20 protein-coding genes are annotated in these 18,349 nt (G+C 62.8%); 8 read left to right on the forward strand and 12 right to left on the reverse strand.

Annotation, left to right across the window (positions count from 1 at the left end; translation table 11 throughout):
- Nucleotides 1-3 precede the first annotated feature (3 nt).
- The 8 genes from AC1DIJ_RS01535 to AC1DIJ_RS01570 all read left to right on the forward strand — a co-directional run bounded on the left by AC1DIJ_RS01535 (nt 4) and on the right by AC1DIJ_RS01570 (nt 8,244).
- Nucleotides 4-1,281 carry an AMP-binding protein gene (locus tag AC1DIJ_RS01535; RefSeq protein ID WP_310290884.1) on the forward strand — a complete coding sequence of 426 codons (1,278 nt, stop codon included), beginning with the start codon at nt 4-6 and terminating at the stop codon, nt 1,279-1,281.
- Nucleotides 1,278-2,582, forward strand: a complete 1,305-nt coding sequence (locus tag AC1DIJ_RS01540; RefSeq protein WP_112388578.1) for a DUF6005 family protein — start codon at nt 1,278-1,280, stop codon at nt 2,580-2,582. Before AC1DIJ_RS01535 ends, AC1DIJ_RS01540 begins: the two co-directional genes overlap by 4 nt.
- Complete coding sequence (locus tag AC1DIJ_RS01545) at nt 2,579-3,424, forward strand: sugar phosphate isomerase/epimerase family protein (protein WP_112388579.1); 846 nt, start codon at nt 2,579-2,581, stop codon at nt 3,422-3,424. The genes AC1DIJ_RS01540 and AC1DIJ_RS01545 overlap by 4 nt, the downstream gene beginning before the upstream one ends.
- Nucleotides 3,425-3,439: 15 nt before the next feature.
- Nucleotides 3,440-4,345, forward strand: a complete 906-nt coding sequence (locus tag AC1DIJ_RS01550; RefSeq protein ID WP_112388580.1) for a siderophore ABC transporter substrate-binding protein — start codon at nt 3,440-3,442, stop codon at nt 4,343-4,345.
- The gene (locus tag AC1DIJ_RS01555) at nt 4,342-5,298 is read left to right on the forward strand and encodes an ABC transporter permease (protein ID WP_477831163.1); all 957 of its coding nucleotides are present in this window, start codon (nt 4,342-4,344) and stop codon (nt 5,296-5,298) included. Before AC1DIJ_RS01550 ends, AC1DIJ_RS01555 begins: the two co-directional genes overlap by 4 nt.
- On the forward strand, nt 5,291-6,232 hold the full coding sequence (locus AC1DIJ_RS01560) for an iron chelate uptake ABC transporter family permease subunit (protein ID WP_112388582.1): 942 nt from the start codon (nt 5,291-5,293) through the stop codon (nt 6,230-6,232). Before AC1DIJ_RS01555 ends, AC1DIJ_RS01560 begins: the two co-directional genes overlap by 8 nt.
- Nucleotides 6,229-6,990, forward strand: coding sequence for an iron ABC transporter ATP-binding protein (locus tag AC1DIJ_RS01565; RefSeq protein ID WP_112388583.1), 762 nt, complete (start codon nt 6,229-6,231; stop codon nt 6,988-6,990). Before AC1DIJ_RS01560 ends, AC1DIJ_RS01565 begins: the two co-directional genes overlap by 4 nt.
- 111 nt (nt 6,991-7,101) lie before the next feature.
- Nucleotides 7,102-8,244: a M24 family metallopeptidase gene (locus AC1DIJ_RS01570; protein ID WP_112389016.1), complete on the forward strand. Its 1,143-nt coding sequence runs from the start codon at nt 7,102-7,104 to the stop codon at nt 8,242-8,244.
- 72 nt (nt 8,245-8,316) lie between these two features.
- On the opposite strand, the gene AC1DIJ_RS01575 is transcribed toward AC1DIJ_RS01570, so the two are convergent.
- The 12 genes from AC1DIJ_RS01575 to AC1DIJ_RS01630 all read right to left on the reverse strand — a co-directional run bounded on the left by AC1DIJ_RS01575 (nt 8,317) and on the right by AC1DIJ_RS01630 (nt 18,330).
- Nucleotides 8,317-8,709 carry a DUF983 domain-containing protein gene (locus tag AC1DIJ_RS01575; RefSeq protein WP_112389017.1) on the reverse strand — a complete coding sequence of 131 codons (393 nt, stop codon included), beginning with the start codon at nt 8,707-8,709 and terminating at the stop codon, nt 8,317-8,319.
- A 199-nt stretch (nt 8,710-8,908) separates the two neighbouring features.
- On the reverse strand, nt 8,909-10,312 hold the full coding sequence (locus AC1DIJ_RS01580; RefSeq protein WP_112388584.1) for an aminotransferase-like domain-containing protein: 1,404 nt from the start codon (nt 10,310-10,312) through the stop codon (nt 8,909-8,911).
- A 157-nt stretch (nt 10,313-10,469) separates the two neighbouring features.
- Nucleotides 10,470-11,492: an LLM class flavin-dependent oxidoreductase gene (locus AC1DIJ_RS01585; protein ID WP_112388585.1), complete on the reverse strand. Its 1,023-nt coding sequence runs from the start codon at nt 11,490-11,492 to the stop codon at nt 10,470-10,472.
- Between the two features lie 245 nt (nt 11,493-11,737).
- Nucleotides 11,738-11,884 carry a DUF1127 domain-containing protein gene (locus AC1DIJ_RS01590; protein ID WP_112388586.1) on the reverse strand — a complete coding sequence of 49 codons (147 nt, stop codon included), beginning with the start codon at nt 11,882-11,884 and terminating at the stop codon, nt 11,738-11,740.
- Nucleotides 11,885-12,042: 158 nt separating this feature from the next.
- Entirely contained in the window at nt 12,043-12,237 is a 195-nt protein-coding gene (locus tag AC1DIJ_RS01595; RefSeq protein ID WP_112388587.1) for a hypothetical protein, read from the reverse strand.
- A 53-nt stretch (nt 12,238-12,290) separates the two neighbouring features.
- Nucleotides 12,291-12,527, reverse strand: a complete 237-nt coding sequence (gene rpsU / locus AC1DIJ_RS01600) for a 30S ribosomal protein S21 (protein WP_112388588.1) — start codon at nt 12,525-12,527, stop codon at nt 12,291-12,293.
- Nucleotides 12,528-12,555: 28 nt separating this feature from the next.
- Nucleotides 12,556-12,708: a hypothetical protein gene (locus tag AC1DIJ_RS01605; protein WP_310290866.1), complete on the reverse strand. Its 153-nt coding sequence runs from the start codon at nt 12,706-12,708 to the stop codon at nt 12,556-12,558.
- A 227-nt stretch (nt 12,709-12,935) separates the two neighbouring features.
- Nucleotides 12,936-13,778, reverse strand: a complete 843-nt coding sequence (locus AC1DIJ_RS01610) for an alpha/beta fold hydrolase (RefSeq protein ID WP_112388589.1) — start codon at nt 13,776-13,778, stop codon at nt 12,936-12,938.
- A 219-nt stretch (nt 13,779-13,997) separates the two neighbouring features.
- Complete coding sequence (gene nadC, locus AC1DIJ_RS01615) at nt 13,998-14,855, reverse strand: carboxylating nicotinate-nucleotide diphosphorylase (protein ID WP_112388590.1); 858 nt, start codon at nt 14,853-14,855, stop codon at nt 13,998-14,000.
- A 1-nt stretch (nt 14,856) separates the two neighbouring features.
- Nucleotides 14,857-16,395: an L-aspartate oxidase gene (locus tag AC1DIJ_RS01620; RefSeq protein WP_112388591.1), complete on the reverse strand. Its 1,539-nt coding sequence runs from the start codon at nt 16,393-16,395 to the stop codon at nt 14,857-14,859.
- Complete coding sequence (gene nadA, locus AC1DIJ_RS01625; protein WP_112389018.1) at nt 16,392-17,363, reverse strand: quinolinate synthase NadA; 972 nt, start codon at nt 17,361-17,363, stop codon at nt 16,392-16,394. The genes AC1DIJ_RS01620 and nadA overlap by 4 nt, the downstream gene beginning before the upstream one ends.
- A 67-nt stretch (nt 17,364-17,430) precedes the next feature.
- Nucleotides 17,431-18,330 carry an NUDIX hydrolase gene (locus tag AC1DIJ_RS01630; protein ID WP_112388592.1) on the reverse strand — a complete coding sequence of 300 codons (900 nt, stop codon included), beginning with the start codon at nt 18,328-18,330 and terminating at the stop codon, nt 17,431-17,433.
- Nucleotides 18,331-18,349: the final 19 nt, after the last annotated feature.

Genomic DNA, 18,349 nt, shown 5'->3' on the forward strand with positions numbered 1-18,349 from the left:
CCGATGATCACCATAGACGATACGCTTTACGACCGGGCCCATTTCGACAGCGCCACAGAGCGATGCATAAAGGAATCCGGGCTCGACCGGCGCCAGCCCGCCCGCTATGCGGTCTGCTTTGCCAACACCGTCGACTGGCTGGAGCTGTTCTTCGCCATCCGCTCGATCGGGGCCAACGTCCTGCCGATTTTTCCGGGCACGCCCTATCCCGCTGCCCGCCGTCTTGCGGTCAGCGCCGGTTGCGGCACGCTCTTCTACAACAGCCTACAGGCGGAATTGCTCTCGGAACAGGAAGCCGCCGCCGGCGAAGGACAGCTGCTGCAGATGAGCTCCGGCACGACGGGAACGCCGAAATGCATCGCGCGGAACTGGAGCGAGATCGATCGCGAGATCGAAAGCTATGTCACGGCGTTTCGCGCCCCTGAGGCAATGACCCCTGTTGTCGCCTGCCCCACGACCCATTCCTACGGGCTGATCTGCGGCATTCTCGTTGCGCTTCGCCGCGGCCAGACGCCGGTGATCCTCAACACCGCCAATCCGAAATACCTGCTGCGAAAGCTTAAGGAGATCGACCGCCCGTTGCTCTATTCGTCGCCGGCGATTCTCCACACGCTGGCAAGGCTTCTGCCTTCAGGCGAAAAGATCCATGCTGTCATGACATCGGGAACCGTTCTGCCAGAGCCCTGGTTTGCCGATATCCGGACCAGGGCGGAGCACATGTTCCAGCAATATGGCTGCTCCGAAGCCGGATGCATCGCCATCAACCCGGATGTCCGCAGCGCCGCCGATATGGGCTATGTCCTGCCGCACCATCGTGCCGAAGCCGGGCAAGGCGCCACCGCTCCCGGTGAAATCGTCGTCAGCAATGCGACTACGGCCGTTCGCACCCAGGATCTCGGCTATCTGCGCGAGGACGGCATGCTGGTCTTCGTCTCGCGCATGGACGACACGATCAACGTCTCGGGTCTCAACGTTTATCCGAAGGATGTCGAGGACGCAGTGATGCTGATGCCCGGCATTTCCGATGCCGTCGCGTTTCGCAAGCCGGATCGTTTTGCCGGCGAGCGCGTGACGCTGATTTTCAGCGCTGCAGAGGCGATCAACCCGCTCTCCGTCCGCGAATGGTGCAGCCGCAATCTTGCCAGCCATCAGCTGCCGATGGAGATCCTGCAGGTCGGCGCCGTGCCGCGGCAGGCAAATGGCAAGATCAGCCGGAGGCAGGTGGCCGAAATGCACCAGGCCGGTGCCTTCGCGGCCCCAGCCATGGAGGCGGCACAATGAACCGCGGCGAGATCATCTCCGCCATCGGCTCGATCCTGCGCGATACGATGCAGCTTCCACATGCCGGCGCCTTTGCGCCGACGGCGCGGCTCAACGAGGATCTCTATCTGGATTCCGTGCTGATCCTGCAGATCTTCCTCAACCTCGAACTGGAATACGGGCTTCCCGCCGTCGATGAGATCATCAACCGCCAGGATATCGTCACGGTCGAGGATCTCGCCGGTCTCTTTGCCGATGCGCCGGCAGAGCCAATATCTCCTGCTGCTGTGCCTGAAGGCGATGGCGTGCACGGCGAAGCTTATTACGACATCAAGGTTCACTGCTTCGTCAGCTGCGTCTGCGAGGGCCTGAAGAAGGCGGGGCTTGACCACCGGCCCTTCTATTTCGGCGTATGGGACGCCGATTTCGCTGTCAGCGAGCAGTTCGAACTGCTCTATCACACGCCTGCAATCAGCCAGGAATTCTTCCGCTCGTGGTTCGAAACGCTCTACGGCGCCGAAGTGCGAGAGTGGTACGACCACGGCAGGTCTAAGGAAGAGAACCTTTCGACGATGCTCGATCTGATCGAGCGCCGCGGCGAAACCGGCTATGTCATGGTGATGGTCGATCTTTTCCACCTGCCGGAACGGGAAAACAAGTTCAACCAGAACCCCTTCCCGCACTACCTGATGATCGAGACGAGCGGCGATCCCGAGATCTGGAATGTTCTCGACCCCGACTACCGCTGGCAGGGCCAGATCGAGCGCGCCAAGATCATCAATGCGATGATGCAGCCCAGCGTCGCAGGCGGTTACGTTTTCGACCGCTCCGAAGCGCGTGCGCCTGTTGACGAAGACCTGCGCGACTATTTCCACGCCAGCTTCCATCCACGCGGCAATCCGCTCGTCGATGCGGTCCGCAGGATCGTTGCGGCGCATCTCGACGGCCCGCCGCGCCTGCAGCTCCCGGCGCTGGCTTCGGCGGTGCGCGAACTCCCGGTGATCTCGATCCGCAAGTATGCCTATGAGCACGGCTTCGCGTTCTTCTGGCGCGCCCTCAAGCTGCCATCGGCGGAATTCGACATCTGGTGCGACGAGATCGAGGCTCTATTCCAGGAGCTCAAGTCGCTGCATTACGCCTGCATGAAACTCAGCCAGACGCGCGACCACAACTTCGCAGCCGACGTCTTCAAACGCCTCGACAACGCCGAACGCATTGAGGGCAGGATCAAGAACAAGTTGCAGGAGGTCTTCGGCCTCTGGTGCGAAAGCCGCGGCATTGCCGCTTCCGCTGCGCCGTTGGCGAGAGGAGTATCACGATGAAGGTCTCTCTCTGCACCATCACCTTCCGCCACCATCTTCTGTCGATCGAAGACATCGCCAACTGGGCGCGCTGCAACGGCTTTCAGGGGATCGAACTCTGGGGGGCGCATGCGCGCAATCTTGCCGCCAGGCCGGAGCTGGATGGCAGCTGGCTCGCGGGCTTCGGGCTCGGCGTGCCGATGATCAGTCACTATCTGCCGCTTGAAGCGGAAGCCGCCACGCTTCGGCGGCTGGCGCTGGAGCTCTGCGGTCACGCGAACCGCTGGGGCGCGCGGAAGATCCGCATCTTTGCAGGCAGTCGTGCCAGTGCCGCGACCTCGATCGAAGACCGGCGCCGGATCATCGCGCGGCTGCGGGAGATCGCGGTGATTGCCGAAGCGCATGGCCTGCTGCTACTGGTAGAAACCCATCCGAATACCCTCGCCGACACCGGCCCTTCGACGCTCCGGCTGATCGACGAAGTTCGCCACCCGGCCTTCAAGATCAACTTCGATGTTCTGCATGTCTGGGAAGGCGGCGACGATCCCGTCGCCATGCACCGCGCTTTGCGCCCGCATATCCGACACTACCACCTGAAGAACGTCGCCTCGCGCGATGATCTCGATATTTTCGAACCGGCGAATGTCTATTCAGCCGCCGGCCGGCGCGATGCGATGACGCCGCTTTTTGCCGGTGCCTTCGACTATGATCGCTTCCTGTCGGAGCTTTCCGGCGAGCTTAGCGCCGATGCATCGCTGGAATGGTTCGGCTCCGACTGCTTCGAGGTGTTGAAAAACGACCGCGGACGTCTTGCCGACACACTCGACAACACGGTCCCGCTTCAACGCTCGGCCAATTTCTAACTTCGGATATCGACCATGCATGTGTTCAAGACATTTCTCACCACCCTCTTTCTGCTGGTCCCGGGCGTTGCCGCGCAGGCGCTGGAGATCGAGACGGCGCAAGGCGTCGTGACCATCGATGCGGCGCCGAAAACTGTTGCGGTTTACGACATCGCGGCGGTCGATACGCTCGACAAGCTCGGCGTCAGGATCGACGGCCTGCCGTCGAAACTCTACGTCCCCGAACTCGATCGCCTGAACGGGACGGCCAAGCCGGTCGGCGATATTTTCGAGCCCGATCTTGAAGCGTTGAGTGCGCTTTCCCCCGATCTCATCATCGTCGGCGGCCGTTCCTCGCCAAAGCTCTCGTCCGTCTCGAAGGTCGCTCCGTCGATCGACATGACGATGGATGGCGACGATCTGCTGCTGCAGGCGAAGCAACGGCTCTCGGCTTACGGCGCATTGTTCGGCAAAGTGGCGGAGGCGCAGGCCGCGTCTGCGGAACTCGACCAGGCCGTGGAAAAGGCCCGCCAAGCGATCGCCGGCAAGGGCAAGGCGCTGATCGTCATGACCAATGGCCCGAAGATCTCGGCCTATGGCGCCGGTTCCCGCTTCGGCTGGGTGCATAACGCGCTGGCGCTTCCATCCGCTGTAAAGGACGTCACCGCCGCGACGCATGGCGAGGCTGTTTCCTTCGAATTCATCCGAGAGGCCAATCCCGACTGGCTGTTGGTGCTCGACCGGGCAGTGGCAATCGGCTCCAGCGACCAGAACGCCAAGGCGACGCTCGACAACGCCCTTGTCGCCGAGACGGCCGCCTGGAAAAAGGGACAGGTGATCTACCTGCCCGCCGCCGACTTCTACATTGCCGCGGGCGGGGTTCAATCGACGCTTCGCGTCCTGGACCAGATCACCACCGCTTTTGCCGCCGCGAAGCGATGAACTGTCGCCTGTCCTGCAAGTGGATTGCGCCGCCTTTGCTCGCGGCGCTTTTTGCCGTCAGCCTGTGTGTCGGCGCTGGCAGCACGGGGACCGGGCCGTTCGATCCGGCGGCGCAGCAGCTGCTGTTCGTCAGCCGCCTGCCGCGCACGCTTGCCGCCGTTCTGGCGGGTGCGGGCCTCGCCATCGCCGGCCTGATCATGCAGATCATCGCCAGAAACCGCTTCGTCGAACCGGCGACGGCCGGAGCGGCGCAGAGCGCGGCGCTCGGCATCCTCATCGCCACCATCTTCTATCCGACAGCCTCGCTTGCCCTAAAGACGCTGGTCGCCACCGCGACCTCCCTTGCCGGAACCACGGTCTTCCTGGCGACGGCCCATCGCCTGCCGCCGGAGCAGCCCTATCTGGTGCCGCTGTTCGGCCTCGTCTATGGCGGGGTGATCGGCGCGGCGGTGACCTTCGCCGCATGGCAGACCGATCTGCTGCAATATGTGGAAATCTGGATGAACGGCGAGTTCTCCGGCATCCTGCGCGGGCGCTACGAACTGCTGTGGCTCGCCGTACCGCTGGTCGGCGCCGCCTGGTGGATTGCCGACCGGCTGACGATCATGACGCTCGGGCGCGATGCCTCGATCGGGCTTGGCATCAGCTATGGGCGGATGCTGCAGGCCGGGCTGGTCATCGTCTCGGTCATCACGGCGCTGACGGTCACCGTCGTCGGCATGATCCCCTTCGCCGGGCTTGTCGTGCCGAATGTCGCCTCCCGTCTGCTCGGCGACAATATCCGCAGCTCGATCGGATGGGTGGCCGCAGGCGGCGCAATCCTGGTGCTCGGCTGCGATATTATCGGCCGCCTCATCCGTTACCCCTATGAAATACCCGTCGGAACCGTCATGGGGGTTACAGGCGCACTGCTTTTCCTTGTGCTGCTATTCGGGCGGCGAAGAGATGCATAAGACGCGCCTGCTCATCCTCGCCGCTCTCGCGGTCGCCAGCCTTATCGCCTTCATGTCGATCGGCCTTCGCGGCAACATCGCCTTTGCACTGGAGCTGCGCGCTGTAAGGCTCGCGGCCCTCATAGTCGTGGCAGCATCCATCGCCGTCTCGACGGTGCTGTTTCAGACCGTCACCGGCAATCGCATCCTGACGCCATCGATCATGGGCCTCGATGCCCTCTACGTCTTCGGCCAGATCGCGCTGGTCTTCGCCGTCGGCGGCGCCGGATTCTCCGCGCTGAATGCGGAAGCGAAGTTCGGCATGGAAGTGCTGCTTCTGATGCTGATGTCCTGCGCGCTGCTCTTTCCGATGCTGAAGACTCGGACGGATATCGGGCTGATGCTGCTGGCAGGCGTCGTTGCCGGCATTCTCTTCCGCAGCCTCACCTCGCTCCTCGCTCGCCTCATCGACCCAAACGAGTTTGCCGTCGCGCAGACGGTGAGCTTCGCCAATTTCAGCAACGTTGAAACAGGTCTGCTCGGGATCGCGGCGGTCCTGACGCTTGCCGCCGTCATCGCCGCCTGGCGCCTGCGGCATGTGCTCGACGTTCTGCTGCTCGGGCGCGAGAGCGCCACCGGCCTCGGCATCGACTGGCTGAAGACGGTGGCCGCCATTCTTCTGCTGGTCTCGGCCCTGGTCTCGGTCTCGACCGCCCTTGTCGGCCCCGTTGCCTTTCTCGGCCTGCTTGTCACGGCCCTTGCGGAAAAGATCGGCGGGAGCAGCAGACACGGCGCGCTGATCCCCACCGCCATAGTGGTCGCCATCATCCTTCTCGTCGGCGGCCAGACCCTGCTGCAGCATCTGTTGGGCAGCGCCTCCACGCTCGGCATCGTCATCGAATTCGCCGGCGGCCTTGTCTTCCTTCTGATGCTGATTACCGGGAGCAGAAAATGATCCGTATCGAAAATGTCTCGCTGTCAATCGCCAAGGCAGAAATCCTCAAATCCGTCGAGCTGACGATCCCCAAGGGCGGCATCACGGCACTCGTCGGGCCGAATGGCGCCGGCAAGTCCACGCTTCTGTCGCTGATCGCGCGGCTCCAGCCGCTGCAGCATGGCTCGATCTCCGTTGACGGGCTTCCCGTCGGCACCACCAGCGGCCGGGAGCTTGCCAAGGTGCTGGCGATCCTGCGCCAGGACACGGCAACGGCAAGCAGGCTCAGGGTGCGCGAACTGGTCGGCTTCGGCCGCTTCCCCCACCACCGCGGCCGCCTGACGGCCGCGGACGAGAAGCTGATCGACGAGGCGTTGGCGGGTTTCGATCTCAACGATCTCGCAAGCCGATTCATCGACACGCTTTCCGGTGGCCAAAGACAACGCGCCATGGTGGCGATGACGTTCTGTCAGGGCACCGACTACCTGCTGCTCGACGAGCCGCTGAACAATCTCGACATGTTCTACGCCCGCCAGCTGATGCAGACACTGCGCCGGATCGCCGACGAGAACGGCCGCACCATCGTCATCGTTATCCACGACATCAACCAGGCGGCCGCCTATGCCGACCGGATCGTTGCCATGAAGGACGGGCGGATCATCGCCGCCGGCGCGCCTGAAGAGGTCCTGAAGACCGATGTGCTGGAAGCCGTCTTCGGCTACGCGATGCCGGTACACGAAGCCGAGGGCATGCGGGTCGCGCTGCATTTTTGCCGGTAGAACGCCGGGCAATGATAAAAAATACCACTTTCCTTCGGCGCCGATCGGATGCATGTCTTCGCCCACCCGGCGGTATGACGGCGGGATCTATGATCAAAAGTGGATATGAGCATGACGCAGCAGGCATGGAACCACCCCGTAGCCGCCATCACTGAAAACGAGCGGGCCGCCCGCCTGGACCGGCTTCGCCAGAGCATGCGGGAACGCGGCATTGCCGCCACGCTTCTCGGTCCGACGGAAAGCCTGCGCTACTTCACCGGTCTCGTCTGGCATCTGAGCGAGCGCCTGCTCGGCGCTGTCGTCACCGAAGACAGGCTCACCTATATCGTGCCGGGTTTCGAGCTTAGCCGCGTCGAGACTCTGCCGCATCTTCCGGGCGATCTGCTGGTCTGGCAGGAAGAGGAAAGCCCCTCGGCCATCGTCGCGCAGCTTGCAGGCGCCTCAGGCAAGCTGGCGCTCGACGATGCGTTGCCGCTCGCCTTCTACCATGCCTTCGCCGAAAAGATCGGCGCCGCAAGGCTCGTCGATGCCGGGCCGATGATCAATGCGTTGCGCCTCACCAAATCGCCAGCCGAGATCGCCATCATTCAATATGCGATGAAGCTGACGCTCGGCATTCACGGCAAGGTCCGCGAGATGATCAAGCCCGGCATCGCCGCATCGGAAGTGGTCCGGTTCATCGATCAGCAGCACCGTGCGGCAGACGCTGACAACGGCTCGAGCTTCTGCATCGTCTCTTTCGGCACCGCCACGGCGCTGCCGCATGGCGCCGATGGCGAGCAGATCCTTCAGGATGGCGACGTCATTCTCGTCGATACGGGTTGCCGGATCGACGGCTACCATTCCGATCTGACCCGGACCTATATGCTTGATCCCACCAGCGAATTCGAGCGCGCCTGGTCGATCGAGCGCGAGGGACAGCTGGCGGTTTTCGGTGCGGCAACGCTTGGTGCTGCCTGCGAGACGCTGGATGCAGCAGCCCGCAAGACTTTTGCCAACCATGGGCTAGGCCCGGACTATCAGCTGCCCGGTTTGCCGCACCGCGCGGGCCACGGACTGGGGCTCGAAATCCACGAAGGACCGTTCATCGTCCGCGGCAACAAGACGCCTCTGGCGCCTGGCATGTGCTTTTCCAACGAGCCTATGATCGTCTTTCCCGGCCAGTTCGGGGTTCGCCTGGAAGACCATATCTACATGTCGGAGACCGGCGCCAACTGGTTTACCGAGCCGTCAACCGGCCCGTCGTCGGTCTGACGCGAACCGCAAGATGCAAAACCCGGCCATCCTCCGACAGGAGAATGGCCGGGCCATATGGACGAAAATCAATCAGCTTGCGGGACTGATCTCCCGCCGCGCAAGTTTGCCTTCCTCGGCCTTGTAGAAATACTGGCTGGCGACGAGCCAGCCTTTCAGCGGCCTCAGCGGCGGAATACAGGTCGCCAGCATGAACGGACCTGTCACCAGGAACTGCACCCAGAGCGGCGCCGAGAAGGCGACCTCCAGCCACACGCCGAGCAGCACGCTCGGGACGCAGGCAAAGCAGATGACGAAGAAGGCCGGGCCGTCGGCCGGATCGGCGAAGGAGTAATCCAGTCCGCAAGCCTCGCACTCCGTCCGAAGCGTCAAGAAGCCCTTGAACATGTGCCCCTGCCCGCATCGCGGACAACGGCCGCGAATGCCGGTCTGCATGGGAGGAAGAGGAGGATATTCGGTATCCACGGTTATCTCGCTTTTCAGGTTGCGAGGCATTTTTATATGCATTCAATGCCTCTGAATGTATGCATACAATATAATTACATTGAAGGCGAATTGCCAGTCTATTAGGCACAATGCCGCAGTGACTTGATCGTAAAGTTAAGAAGCCATCTCCAGCGCCGTCACGCGCCGCTTCCGCCAGCGCGGCAAAGACTGGACGGGATCAGAAAAACGACGCCGTCATCTCGGGCGAGCCTTCCAGTGCATGCGCCATGAAATCCAGCGCGCCCTGCAGACGCTCTCTCGTAATCGGCCCGCCAATGCAGACGCGCACAGCCTCCGGCGCCTGGCCATCGACGGTGAAGGCATCGCTTGCGACGACACCGATACCCGAACTGCGCATATGGCTGCTGAAGGTCGATCGGGTCCAGCCATTCGTCAGCGGCAGCCAGATATTGAAGCTGATCGCATCCGCGTTATAGCTGCCCGCAGGCAGGATCCTTGCCACCATCTCTTGGCGGGCCGCTGCCTCGGTGCGGATGAAGTGGAGGATGGAATCGGCGGTACCGTCTTCGATCCACTGGGTCGCCAGCGCCAGATTGAGCGGCGAGGCCATGACATTGCCAGTGCGCATGGCGCTGATAAACGGCCAGATCGCCTTGGTATCGGGCGCCACGACGAAGGCCAGCCGCAAGCCGGCGCCGATGCATTTCGCCAGACCGCCGATATGCCAGGTGAGCTCCGGCGCAATCGCCGCCAGCGGCGGGGGGCCATCGGCAGGAATGAAGCCATAGGCATCGTCTTCGACGACGGGCAGATTGTATTTGCGGGCGACCGCCGCGATCGCTTCGCGGCGCTGAAGCGGAATGGTCAGCGTCAGCGGGTTCTGCAGGGTCGGGTTGAGATAGAGCGCCTTCGGCTTCAGCCTTTCGCAGGCATCGGCCAGCGCATCCGGGAGAATACCCTCTTCATCCATCGGGAGCCCCGACAGATTGAGCCGCAGCTGAGCAGCGATCGAGCGCATGCCGGGATAGGTGATGTTTTCGGAGAGAACGGCATCGCCCGGCCGCGCCAGCATGCCGAAAATAGCCAGCAGCGCCGGATGCGCGCCGGGCGTGACGAAGATGCGCTCCTGCGACGGCGCCAGACCACGGCGGCCAAGCCAGACGCCGGCCGCCTCCTTGTCCATCGCCGAACCGCCAAATCCCTGATAGCGCAGCAGCGGGATCAGATTGGCGGCGACGGTTGCCATGCCATCGCGCATTCGCTCCAGAAGCTCGACGCCATCGGGCTCGGGCGGAAGGTTCATCGAGAAATCGGCGACGGCTTCGCGCCGCGGATCGGCAACGGCTTCGGCAGCAAACCCTCGGCGCTCTTTTTCCTGACCACCGGTTACGAAGGTGCCACGGCCGACATGCGAGCCGACAAGCCCGCGCTTGCGCGCCTCAACATAGCCACGGGCGACCGTGGTGAAATCGATATTGAGGCGTTTGGCGAGCTCGCGCTGCGGCGGCAACCGGTCGCCGGCAGCAAGCACACCGCTTCTGAGATCCATCTCGATCAGATCGGCAATCGCCATATAGCGTGGGCTGGAAGAGCGGTTGAGATCTGGGTGCCAGTCTTTCATCTGTGATCCGTCGATACCGGGCCAACGCGGGAAGTAGCTCCCGCATTGACTGTATATTGTTGCATCGAGTTTCTGTCACGCGGAAACATTGTCGCAACATCGGATTCCAGGGAAGCTTTGGCATCCCCGCAGATACGGGGATGCCCTTCTGGGGCGTTTACCGCCAGCCGAGCGCCGGGGCGACGTGCTTGAGGATGCTCTCGATCACATGCGCGTTGTAGTCGACACCCAGCTGGTTCGGCACGGTCAGCAGCAGCGTGTCGGCCTCGGCGATCGCCTCGTCCTGCTTCAGCTGAGCAATCAGCCGGTCGGGTTCTGCTGCATAGGAACGACCGAAAATCGCCTGCGTCTGCGGATCGATGTTGCCGATCTGGTCCTGGCTGTTGCCGCTGGCGCCGAAATAGGCGCGGTCCATATCGTTCATAAGCGCGAAGATGCTGCGGCTGACGGAGACCCGCGGCTCGCGCGCATGCCCGGCTTCCTTCCAGGCCTCGCGATAGATACGTATCTGTTCGGCCTGCTGGATATGGAACGGCTTGCCGCTCTCGTCGGTCTTCAGCGTCGAGCTCTGCAGGTTCATGCCGAGCTTGGCAGCCCAGATGGAGGTCGCATTGGAGCTCGATCCCCACCAGATACGCTCACGCAGGCCCTCGGAATGCGGTTCGAGGCGCAGCAGGCCCGGCGGGTTCGGAAACATCGGCCGCGGATTGGGCTCGGCAAAGCCCTCTCCGCGCAGCACGTCCAGAAACACCTCTGTGTGGCGGCGGCCCATATCGGCATCGCTCTCACCGTCGGCTGGGGCGTAGCCGAAATAGCGGTAGCCATCGATGACCTGCTCCGGCGAACCACGGCTGATGCCGAGCTGCAGGCGGCCGCCGGAGATCAGGTCCGCCGCTCCGGCATCTTCGGCCATGTAGAGCGGGTTTTCGTAGCGCATGTCGATGACCGCGGTACCGATCTCGATCCGCCTGGTCTTCGCGCCGACTGCCGCCAGAAGCGGAAATGGCGATGCCAGCTGGCGGGCAAAGTGGTGTACGCGGAAATAGGCGCCGTCGGCGCCGAGCTCCTCGGCGGCCACCGCCAGGTCGATCGACTGCAGCAACGTGTCGCCCGCCGTGCGGGTTTGCGATTGCGGGGAGGGCGTCCAGTGCCCGAACGAGAGAAAACCGATCTTTTTCATGATGCTGTCATCCGCAAGGTTTCGTTGCCGCTGTCTTGCCACGCCGCCGCGCCGGAATATAGCCGCGCCCCATTGAACAGAGTGTCGCTTCCGGCGCGCCTCGCATCATGCCTCTGTTATGAGCATTGGCAGCAATCGCAGATCTGCCATGCATGAGGCGGGACGCTGGAAAAACGTAAAAACAAAAACGCCGGCTCGAATGAACCGGCGTTTCCGATAGAAATTCTGAAGACTTCGCGGGCCGATTAGCGGCCGGCTGCAGAGCGTGCGACCGAGCGGATATCACCGCGGTCGATGCCGAGGTCGTACAGTTCGCGGTTCGTCATGCGACCCAGTTCTGCAACGGTCTGACGGTACTTGCGCCAGTTATTGAAAGAGCGTGCTACGTTCATCTCGGTCCCCTTCCGTGGGCTTTGCGAACCCTGCTGCCCCAATCGGCGCTCCGTTCGCTTCGATGAGAAATATATAATCTAAGCCAGCCGGGATTTGCAGCGCTAAGACATCTGGACAGCATTGCGCAGAGTGCATAGCTTGCCCATCTTGCGGGCAATTAATGAACACTTGGTGTCCTGACTGCAAAGGCGAAGTCTTCCGCCACGAGTTCGCTGATCGAAATCAGCACCTCTTCCGCCGTGAACCCCGAGGCGATCGCCGCGCGGATCAAATCCTGGAGATCCGGTTCGATCACATCGCGGCAATCCTCAAGCCTCTCGTCCGAAACATTCAAGCTGTAAAGTTCTTCCATCGCACAACCCTTTCATGTCCCGTCCGCCGGACCGCAGTCCGGCGGCGCGATCGTTACCGTGCCGATACTTTGCGTTTTGCAGCAGGCAGGAGGCCTTCGCGCTGCAGCTGCTTGCGGGCAGCCTTGCGATGGCGGGACACGGCCTGCGCGTGCTCGCGAACCCGTCGTTCCGAGGGCTTTTCATAGACGCGGCGTTCCTTCATCTCGCGAAAGACGCCTTCCTTCTGCAATTTCTTCTTCAGCACACGAAGCGCCTGCTCGACATTGTTGTCTCTGACCAGAACCTGCATGGTCTTCTCCTTCTTCGTTTGTGATGTCTCAGCCCAGCTGCCTGGCGATGATCGCCTTCAGTTCCCGCCGCGTCAGCAGGCAGGGATCGGGCTTCCAATTCTTGGTGGGCCGTTTCACGGCCTCTTCGCGCTTGCGCGGCGCTGCCGCGGCAGGCGCAATCGCGGTATTCGTCTTGTTCAAATGAAATCCTTTGCCGCCTCTTGGCGGCCGGCACAGCCCGGCAAAAACGCCGGGCGACCGGCTTTCGAGCCGGTCATGCGCGGTTTGTTATGTGAGTGATGGCCGAAAGATAGGGTGAGAGGCGCCGCATTGCAAGGCGGGCCAGCGACCGGGCAGAGCATCGGCACCCACCGCGGAAAGACCGCTGCGGCACAAAAGCGGCCGCAGCGGCTATGGTTTTTCAGCGATCAGCCTTTGATGAAGGCCAGCAGATCGGCATTCAGGATGTCGGCATGGGTTGTCAGCATGCCATGCGGAAAGCCCTTGTAGACTTTCAGGGTGCCGTTCTTCAGAAGCTTGATCGATTCATACGCGGATGCGCCGATCGGCACGATCTGGTCGTCGTCGCCATGCAGCACCAAAGTCGGCACCGAAATGTTTTTCAGGTCTTCGGTCTGGTCCGTTTCCGAGAAGGCCTTGATACCTTCGTAATGCGCCTTGGCGCTGCCCATCATGCCCTGACGCCACCAGTTGCGGATCACGCCATCCGAAACCGTCGCGCCCGGACGGTTGTACCCGTAGAACGGGCCAGCCGGAACGTCGAGGAAGAACTGGGCGCGGTTGTCGGCAAGCGCCTTGCGCAAACCGTCAAACGCATCGATCGGCAGGCCGCCCGGATTGGCGTCCGTTTTCAGCATCAGCGGCGGGACGGCGCTGACAAGCACCGCCTTGGCGACGCGGCCCTGCGGCTCGCCGAACTTGGCGACATAGCGCGCGACCTGTCCGCCTCCGGTGGAATGGCCGATATGAACGGAATTCTTCAGATCGAGATGTTCGACCACGGCGGACGCGTCGGCCGCGTAGTGGTCCATGTCGTGACCTTCGCTCACCTGCGCGGAGCGGCCGTGGCCGCGCCGGTCATGGGCGATGACGCGATAGCCGTGATGAAGGAAGAACAGCATCTGGTTGTCCCAGTCATCGGCCGAAAGCGGCCAGCCGTGATGGAACACGATCGGCTGGGCATCCTTCGGACCCCAGTCCTTGTAGAAAATCTGCACGCCGTCTTTGGTCGTGACGAAATGATTGGTCATGATCGGTCGTCCTCTGTCGTTCGGGGTTGATTGTCGAAAGGGCAAGCGAAATGGAGTTATGGCAGCTGAAAATGTCGCGCAAACGAATGTCCCTACCCGCGCGCGGCGCCATCATCCCGGATGACTGCGAAGACATCAAGGTTGGATTTCGCGAACGGCAGCGAGGCTGGCCGGGCAGCTCTCTGGGCGGGTCAATCGAGACGGGATGCGGCCTGGCGGTCAGTTCGCGCTTTTGAAATCGAGACCGATATCGAGGATCGGCGCGCTATGCGTTATCCAGCCGACGGAGATCAGATCGACGCCGGATGCAGCGATGTCAGGCGCGGTCGTAGGCGTAATGCGCCCCGAGGCTTCGGTGATCGCCCGGCCGGCAACGATATCGACGGCCTGGCGCAGCATGACCGGGTGCATGTTGTCGAGAAGCACGGCATCCACGCCCTCGTCCATCACCTCCCGGAGCTGATCGAGCGTATCCACCTCGATCTCGATCTTGACCATGTGCCCGGCAGCAGATTTGGCTCGGCGCAACGCCTCGCGGATGCTGCCTGCGATGGCAATATGGTTGTCCTTGATCAGCACGGCATCATAGAGCGCGAAGCGATGGTTCATGCCGCCGCCTGCCCTCACCGCATATTTTTCCAGCGCCCGAAGCCCCGGAGTCGTCTTGCGCGTGCAGGCAACCGACGCCTTCGTTCCGGAGATCGCCTCAGCAATCGAAGCGGTTACCGTGGCGATCCCCGAGAGATGCGAGAGAAAATTCAGCGCCGTGCGCTCGCCGGTCAAAAGTCCCCGCGACGGGCCTGATATCGTTGCGATCACGTCACCGGACTTGACCGCCATGCCGTCCTGCAGGTGCCGCTCCATGACGATCGCGGGATCGACGAGCTGAAAGGAAAGCTCGGCCGCATCCAGACCGGCAATGATACCCGGCTGCCGCGCAGCCATGACGACCGTGGAGCGGTGGTCCGCGGGAATGACGGCAGCCGAGGTGATATCACCGGCAAGACCGAGATCTTCGGCAAGGGCTGCCCGGACAAGAGGCTCGATCACAAGGCGCGACAGGGGAACAAGGCTCATATCAGGCACTCCTTGCAAAATCTTGAGAGGCGGCGGCGCGGGCAATCTCCAGCACCTCGGCAAGCGTCATCATCCGCCTGCGTGCAACGCCCTGACGCAGCGGGAAATCGGTCCGCGCATGCGCCCCGCGTGATTCCTGGCGCAGGCTGGCAAAGACGGAAATGGAAAGCGCCACGATCGCGGGATCGGAGGCCGGACCTTCGCTTTCTGCCAGCGGCAAGAGCGCAGAGATCGCACCATGGATGGCGCCAGCATTGCGCAGCACGCCGAGATGGCGAGAGACGATCGGCCGGACGAAGCTTGTTTCGGGGCCCGGCGGCAAGGCGGGAACCGCCCCGAGGCTCGCCTTGATTGCCGATGAAGCCATATCGCGGGCGGCACGCATGCCCATCACCGCCGCTTCGAGCAGCGAGTTGCTTGCCAGCCGGTTGGCGCCGTGAAGGCCTGTCGATGCAGCCTCGCCTGCCACCCAAAGTCCGGGCACGCTGGTGCGGCCGCCGCGATCAGTGGCAATGCCGCCCATATGATAGTGAACTGCCGGACGAACCGGGATCGGCGCGCTGCCCGGATCGATACCTGCTTCGTGGCAAAGGGCGGCGATCGCGGGAAAGCGCGCGCCGAACCGCGTTCCGAGCGCTCGGCGGGCATCGAGGAACACGCGTCCGCCGCGGGCGATCTCGGCGCTGATGGCGCGGGCGACGACATCGCGCGGCGCCAGCTCGGCACCCGGCACGCTGGCCATGAACCGCTCACCGCGCTCGTTGACAAGCTCGGCCCCCTCGCCGCGCACAGCTTCGCTGACGAGCGCCAGCGGGCGGCGGCGGCTGTCGAGCGCCGTCGGATGGAACTGCACGAATTCCATATCGGCAAGAACCGCCCCGGCGCGCGCCGCAAGCGCAACGCCCTGGCCAAAGTTTCCGGTCGGATTGGTGGTCGCCTCGTAAAGCCCGCCGATCCCGCCGGTCGACAGCAGGACGCGCGACGAGGACAGGACAATGCCGCCAGCCGGTCCCGCACAAAGGAGGCCGCAGACGACTCCGTCTTCTGTGAGAACCCGGCGCGCTTCGGCGCCTTCGATCACCGTGATTGCCGGATCGGCGCGGACGGCAGCCGTGAGTGCGCGGATGATCGCCGCTCCCGATCCGTCGCCACCGGCATGGACGATGCGGCGGCGGGAATGGGCAGCCTCCAGGCCAAGGGAAAGCGCACCATCGCCGTTCCTGTCGAAGACGACGCCAAGGCGTTGCAGAACCCGGATGACCTCGGATGCGTCGCCGAGAATGTCCGCAGCGGCCTCGGCGTCACACAGACCGTCACCGGCAGCCAGCGTATCGGCAAGATGCAGGCTCGGGCTGTCATCGGCGCCGACGCTGGCGGCAATGCCGCCCTGCGCCCAGGCGCTCGATGTTTCGGCCCCCAGCATACTGCGGGTGACGAGAACGGAGGGCTCCGGCGACAGCGTTAAGGCGGCGATCAGCCCGGCAAGACCGCTGCCGACGATCACGGGACGGCCAGAGAGATGGTCGAGGATCTCGATCATATCGCCAGCATCCTCTCCACCGCCCGCCGCGCCGCGACGGCAACGCCGGCATCCACGATCACCTCATGGCGGTTTTCTTCCAGCGCGGTGCGGATATTGGAGAGCGTGATCCGCTTCATATGCGGGCAGAGATTGCAGGGGCGGATGAATTCGACATCGGGATGATGCACCGCGACGTTGTCGCTCATCGAGCATTCTGTTAGCAGAACCACGCGCGTCGGCTTCTTTGCGCTGACGTAGTCGGACATCACCGCCGTCGATCCGGCAAAATCCGCTTCCGCCACCACATCGGGCGGGCATTCGGGATGCGCAAGGACGGTGACGCCAGGATGATTTTCGCGCAACTGCCTGACGTCATCGGCCGAAAACAGCTCGTGCACTTCGCAATGCCCGTGCCAGGCGATGATCTCGACATTGGTTTCCCGGGCGACGTTGCGCGCCAGGTATTCGTCGGGGATCATCAGCACCCGGGGGACGCCAAGCGACTCCACCACCTGCTTGGCGTTGCCCGACGTGCAGCAGATATCGGACGCCGCCTTCACCGCGGCTGAGGTGTTCACATAGGTGATGACGGGGACGCCAGGATGGGCCTGACGCAGCAGGGCGATGTCTTCAGGCGAGATCGAATCCGCCAGCGAGCAGCCTGCCGCCATGTCGGGGATGAGCACAGTTTTTGCCGGATTGAGCAGCTTCGCCGTCTCCGCCATGAAATGCACCCCGGCCAGAACGATGACGTCGGCATCCACATCGATGGCCTTGCGCGCCAGCGCCAGACTGTCGCCGACGATATCGGCAACGCCGTGAAAGATCTCCGGCGTCTGGTAGTTATGCGCCAGGATGACGGCATTGCGCTTGCGCTTGAGTTCGAGGATGGCCTCGACATCGTCTTCGAACGACATCCATTCGGCTTTGGGAATGACGCGACTGACGCGATCATAGAGGGACGCGGCTGATACGGGACGGTTCATGGCGGTCTCCTTTATGCTCAAATTGAGCATTAACGGAGCAAATAGATATTCTCATACTGAGCATATGTCAATTGCGGGAGAGAGGCAGTTTCGTTCCGGAGAGAGCGCGTTCTTCGACGACGGTCGGACGGAAGCGGAAGAGCTTGGCCGGACGTCCACCGGTTTCGCTGGTCATTTCGCCGGTTTCCTCGACCAGTTCCTGCTGTTCGATCAACCGGCGGAAATTCTGTTTGTGAAGACCTAGCCCGGCCAGCGCCTCGACGGTGCGCTGCAGCTGAAGCAGCGTGAAGCTTTCGGGCATCAGCTCGAAGACGACAGGACGGTATTTGATCTTGGCGCGCAACCGGGCAATGCCGGTCGCCAGAATCCGCCGGTGATCAGCAAACATCGGGCGCCCGAAATTCACCCCTTCGACACCGGCCTCGGCCAGCAAGCCGGCTTCGTAGAGCAGCTCGTAGCGCTGCAGCGTCAGATCCTCGTTCCAGCCGCCGCCATCGAGCCCGAAGGTGAAGTCGGCCCGCTTGTGGCGCTGATCGCGTCTGATCGGATCGGCATCGGCCCACAGCCGCAGCTTCTGCATCACCTCGGCCAGCACCTCCGGCCGCCCCTGGCGATGGTCCTCCCAGGGAAGATATTCGTACCATCCATGCCAGGCCGGACGTCCCCCACCCGGCGCGTCCTGTTCGCGCACCAGGCCGAGATAGCTGATCGATATCGTCCGACCGCCAAGGATCTCGTTGTTCCGGTCACGATCCGCAAATGTATAAAGCTGCTCCAGATAGCCGATCGGGTGGCCGGTTTGCTCTTGGATCCATTCGCGCAGGCCGCTTTGGAGCGTCCGGTGTCCGAGCTCGAAAGGGCCGGACGGCAACGCCTCGCCGGCGCGCACGGTCATGACGCGCGGCTCGTCCTTTGTCACAGCCGTCACCACGGCCATGAGTTCGGCATGAGCGAGCCCGATCGTCACGTTGATTCCCCTGGATTAT

Source organism: Rhizobium sp. 10N427, assembly GCF_056394605.1.

What these genes read in the sequence shown, in the direction of transcription:
- AC1DIJ_RS01535 (WP_310290884.1), top strand. Translation starts at nt 4, where the DNA reads ATGATCACCATAGACGATACGCTTTACGACCGGGCCCATTTCGACAGC.
- AC1DIJ_RS01555 (WP_477831163.1), top strand. Translation starts at nt 4,342, where the DNA reads ATGAACTGTCGCCTGTCCTGCAAGTGGATTGCGCCGCCTTTGCTCGCG.
- AC1DIJ_RS01550 (WP_112388580.1), top strand. Translation starts at nt 3,440, where the DNA reads ATGCATGTGTTCAAGACATTTCTCACCACCCTCTTTCTGCTGGTCCCG.
- AC1DIJ_RS01565 (WP_112388583.1), top strand. Translation starts at nt 6,229, where the DNA reads ATGATCCGTATCGAAAATGTCTCGCTGTCAATCGCCAAGGCAGAAATC.
- nadC (WP_112388590.1), bottom strand. Translation starts at nt 14,855, where the DNA reads ATGAGCCTTGTTCCCCTGTCGCGCCTTGTGATCGAGCCTCTTGTCCGG.
- AC1DIJ_RS01595 (WP_112388587.1), bottom strand. Translation starts at nt 12,237, where the DNA reads ATGGAAGAACTTTACAGCTTGAATGTTTCGGACGAGAGGCTTGAGGAT.
- AC1DIJ_RS01620 (WP_112388591.1), bottom strand. Translation starts at nt 16,395, where the DNA reads ATGATCGAGATCCTCGACCATCTCTCTGGCCGTCCCGTGATCGTCGGC.
- rpsU (WP_112388588.1), bottom strand. Translation starts at nt 12,527, where the DNA reads ATGCAGGTTCTGGTCAGAGACAACAATGTCGAGCAGGCGCTTCGTGTG.
- AC1DIJ_RS01610 (WP_112388589.1), bottom strand. Translation starts at nt 13,778, where the DNA reads ATGACCAATCATTTCGTCACGACCAAAGACGGCGTGCAGATTTTCTAC.
- AC1DIJ_RS01560 (WP_112388582.1), top strand. Translation starts at nt 5,291, where the DNA reads ATGCATAAGACGCGCCTGCTCATCCTCGCCGCTCTCGCGGTCGCCAGC.
- AC1DIJ_RS01580 (WP_112388584.1), bottom strand. Translation starts at nt 10,312, where the DNA reads ATGAAAGACTGGCACCCAGATCTCAACCGCTCTTCCAGCCCACGCTAT.
- nadA (WP_112389018.1), bottom strand. Translation starts at nt 17,363, where the DNA reads ATGAACCGTCCCGTATCAGCCGCGTCCCTCTATGATCGCGTCAGTCGC.
- AC1DIJ_RS01540 (WP_112388578.1), top strand. Translation starts at nt 1,278, where the DNA reads ATGAACCGCGGCGAGATCATCTCCGCCATCGGCTCGATCCTGCGCGAT.
- AC1DIJ_RS01545 (WP_112388579.1), top strand. Translation starts at nt 2,579, where the DNA reads ATGAAGGTCTCTCTCTGCACCATCACCTTCCGCCACCATCTTCTGTCG.
- AC1DIJ_RS01570 (WP_112389016.1), top strand. Translation starts at nt 7,102, where the DNA reads ATGACGCAGCAGGCATGGAACCACCCCGTAGCCGCCATCACTGAAAAC.
- AC1DIJ_RS01585 (WP_112388585.1), bottom strand. Translation starts at nt 11,492, where the DNA reads ATGAAAAAGATCGGTTTTCTCTCGTTCGGGCACTGGACGCCCTCCCCG.
- AC1DIJ_RS01590 (WP_112388586.1), bottom strand. Translation starts at nt 11,884, where the DNA reads ATGAACGTAGCACGCTCTTTCAATAACTGGCGCAAGTACCGTCAGACC.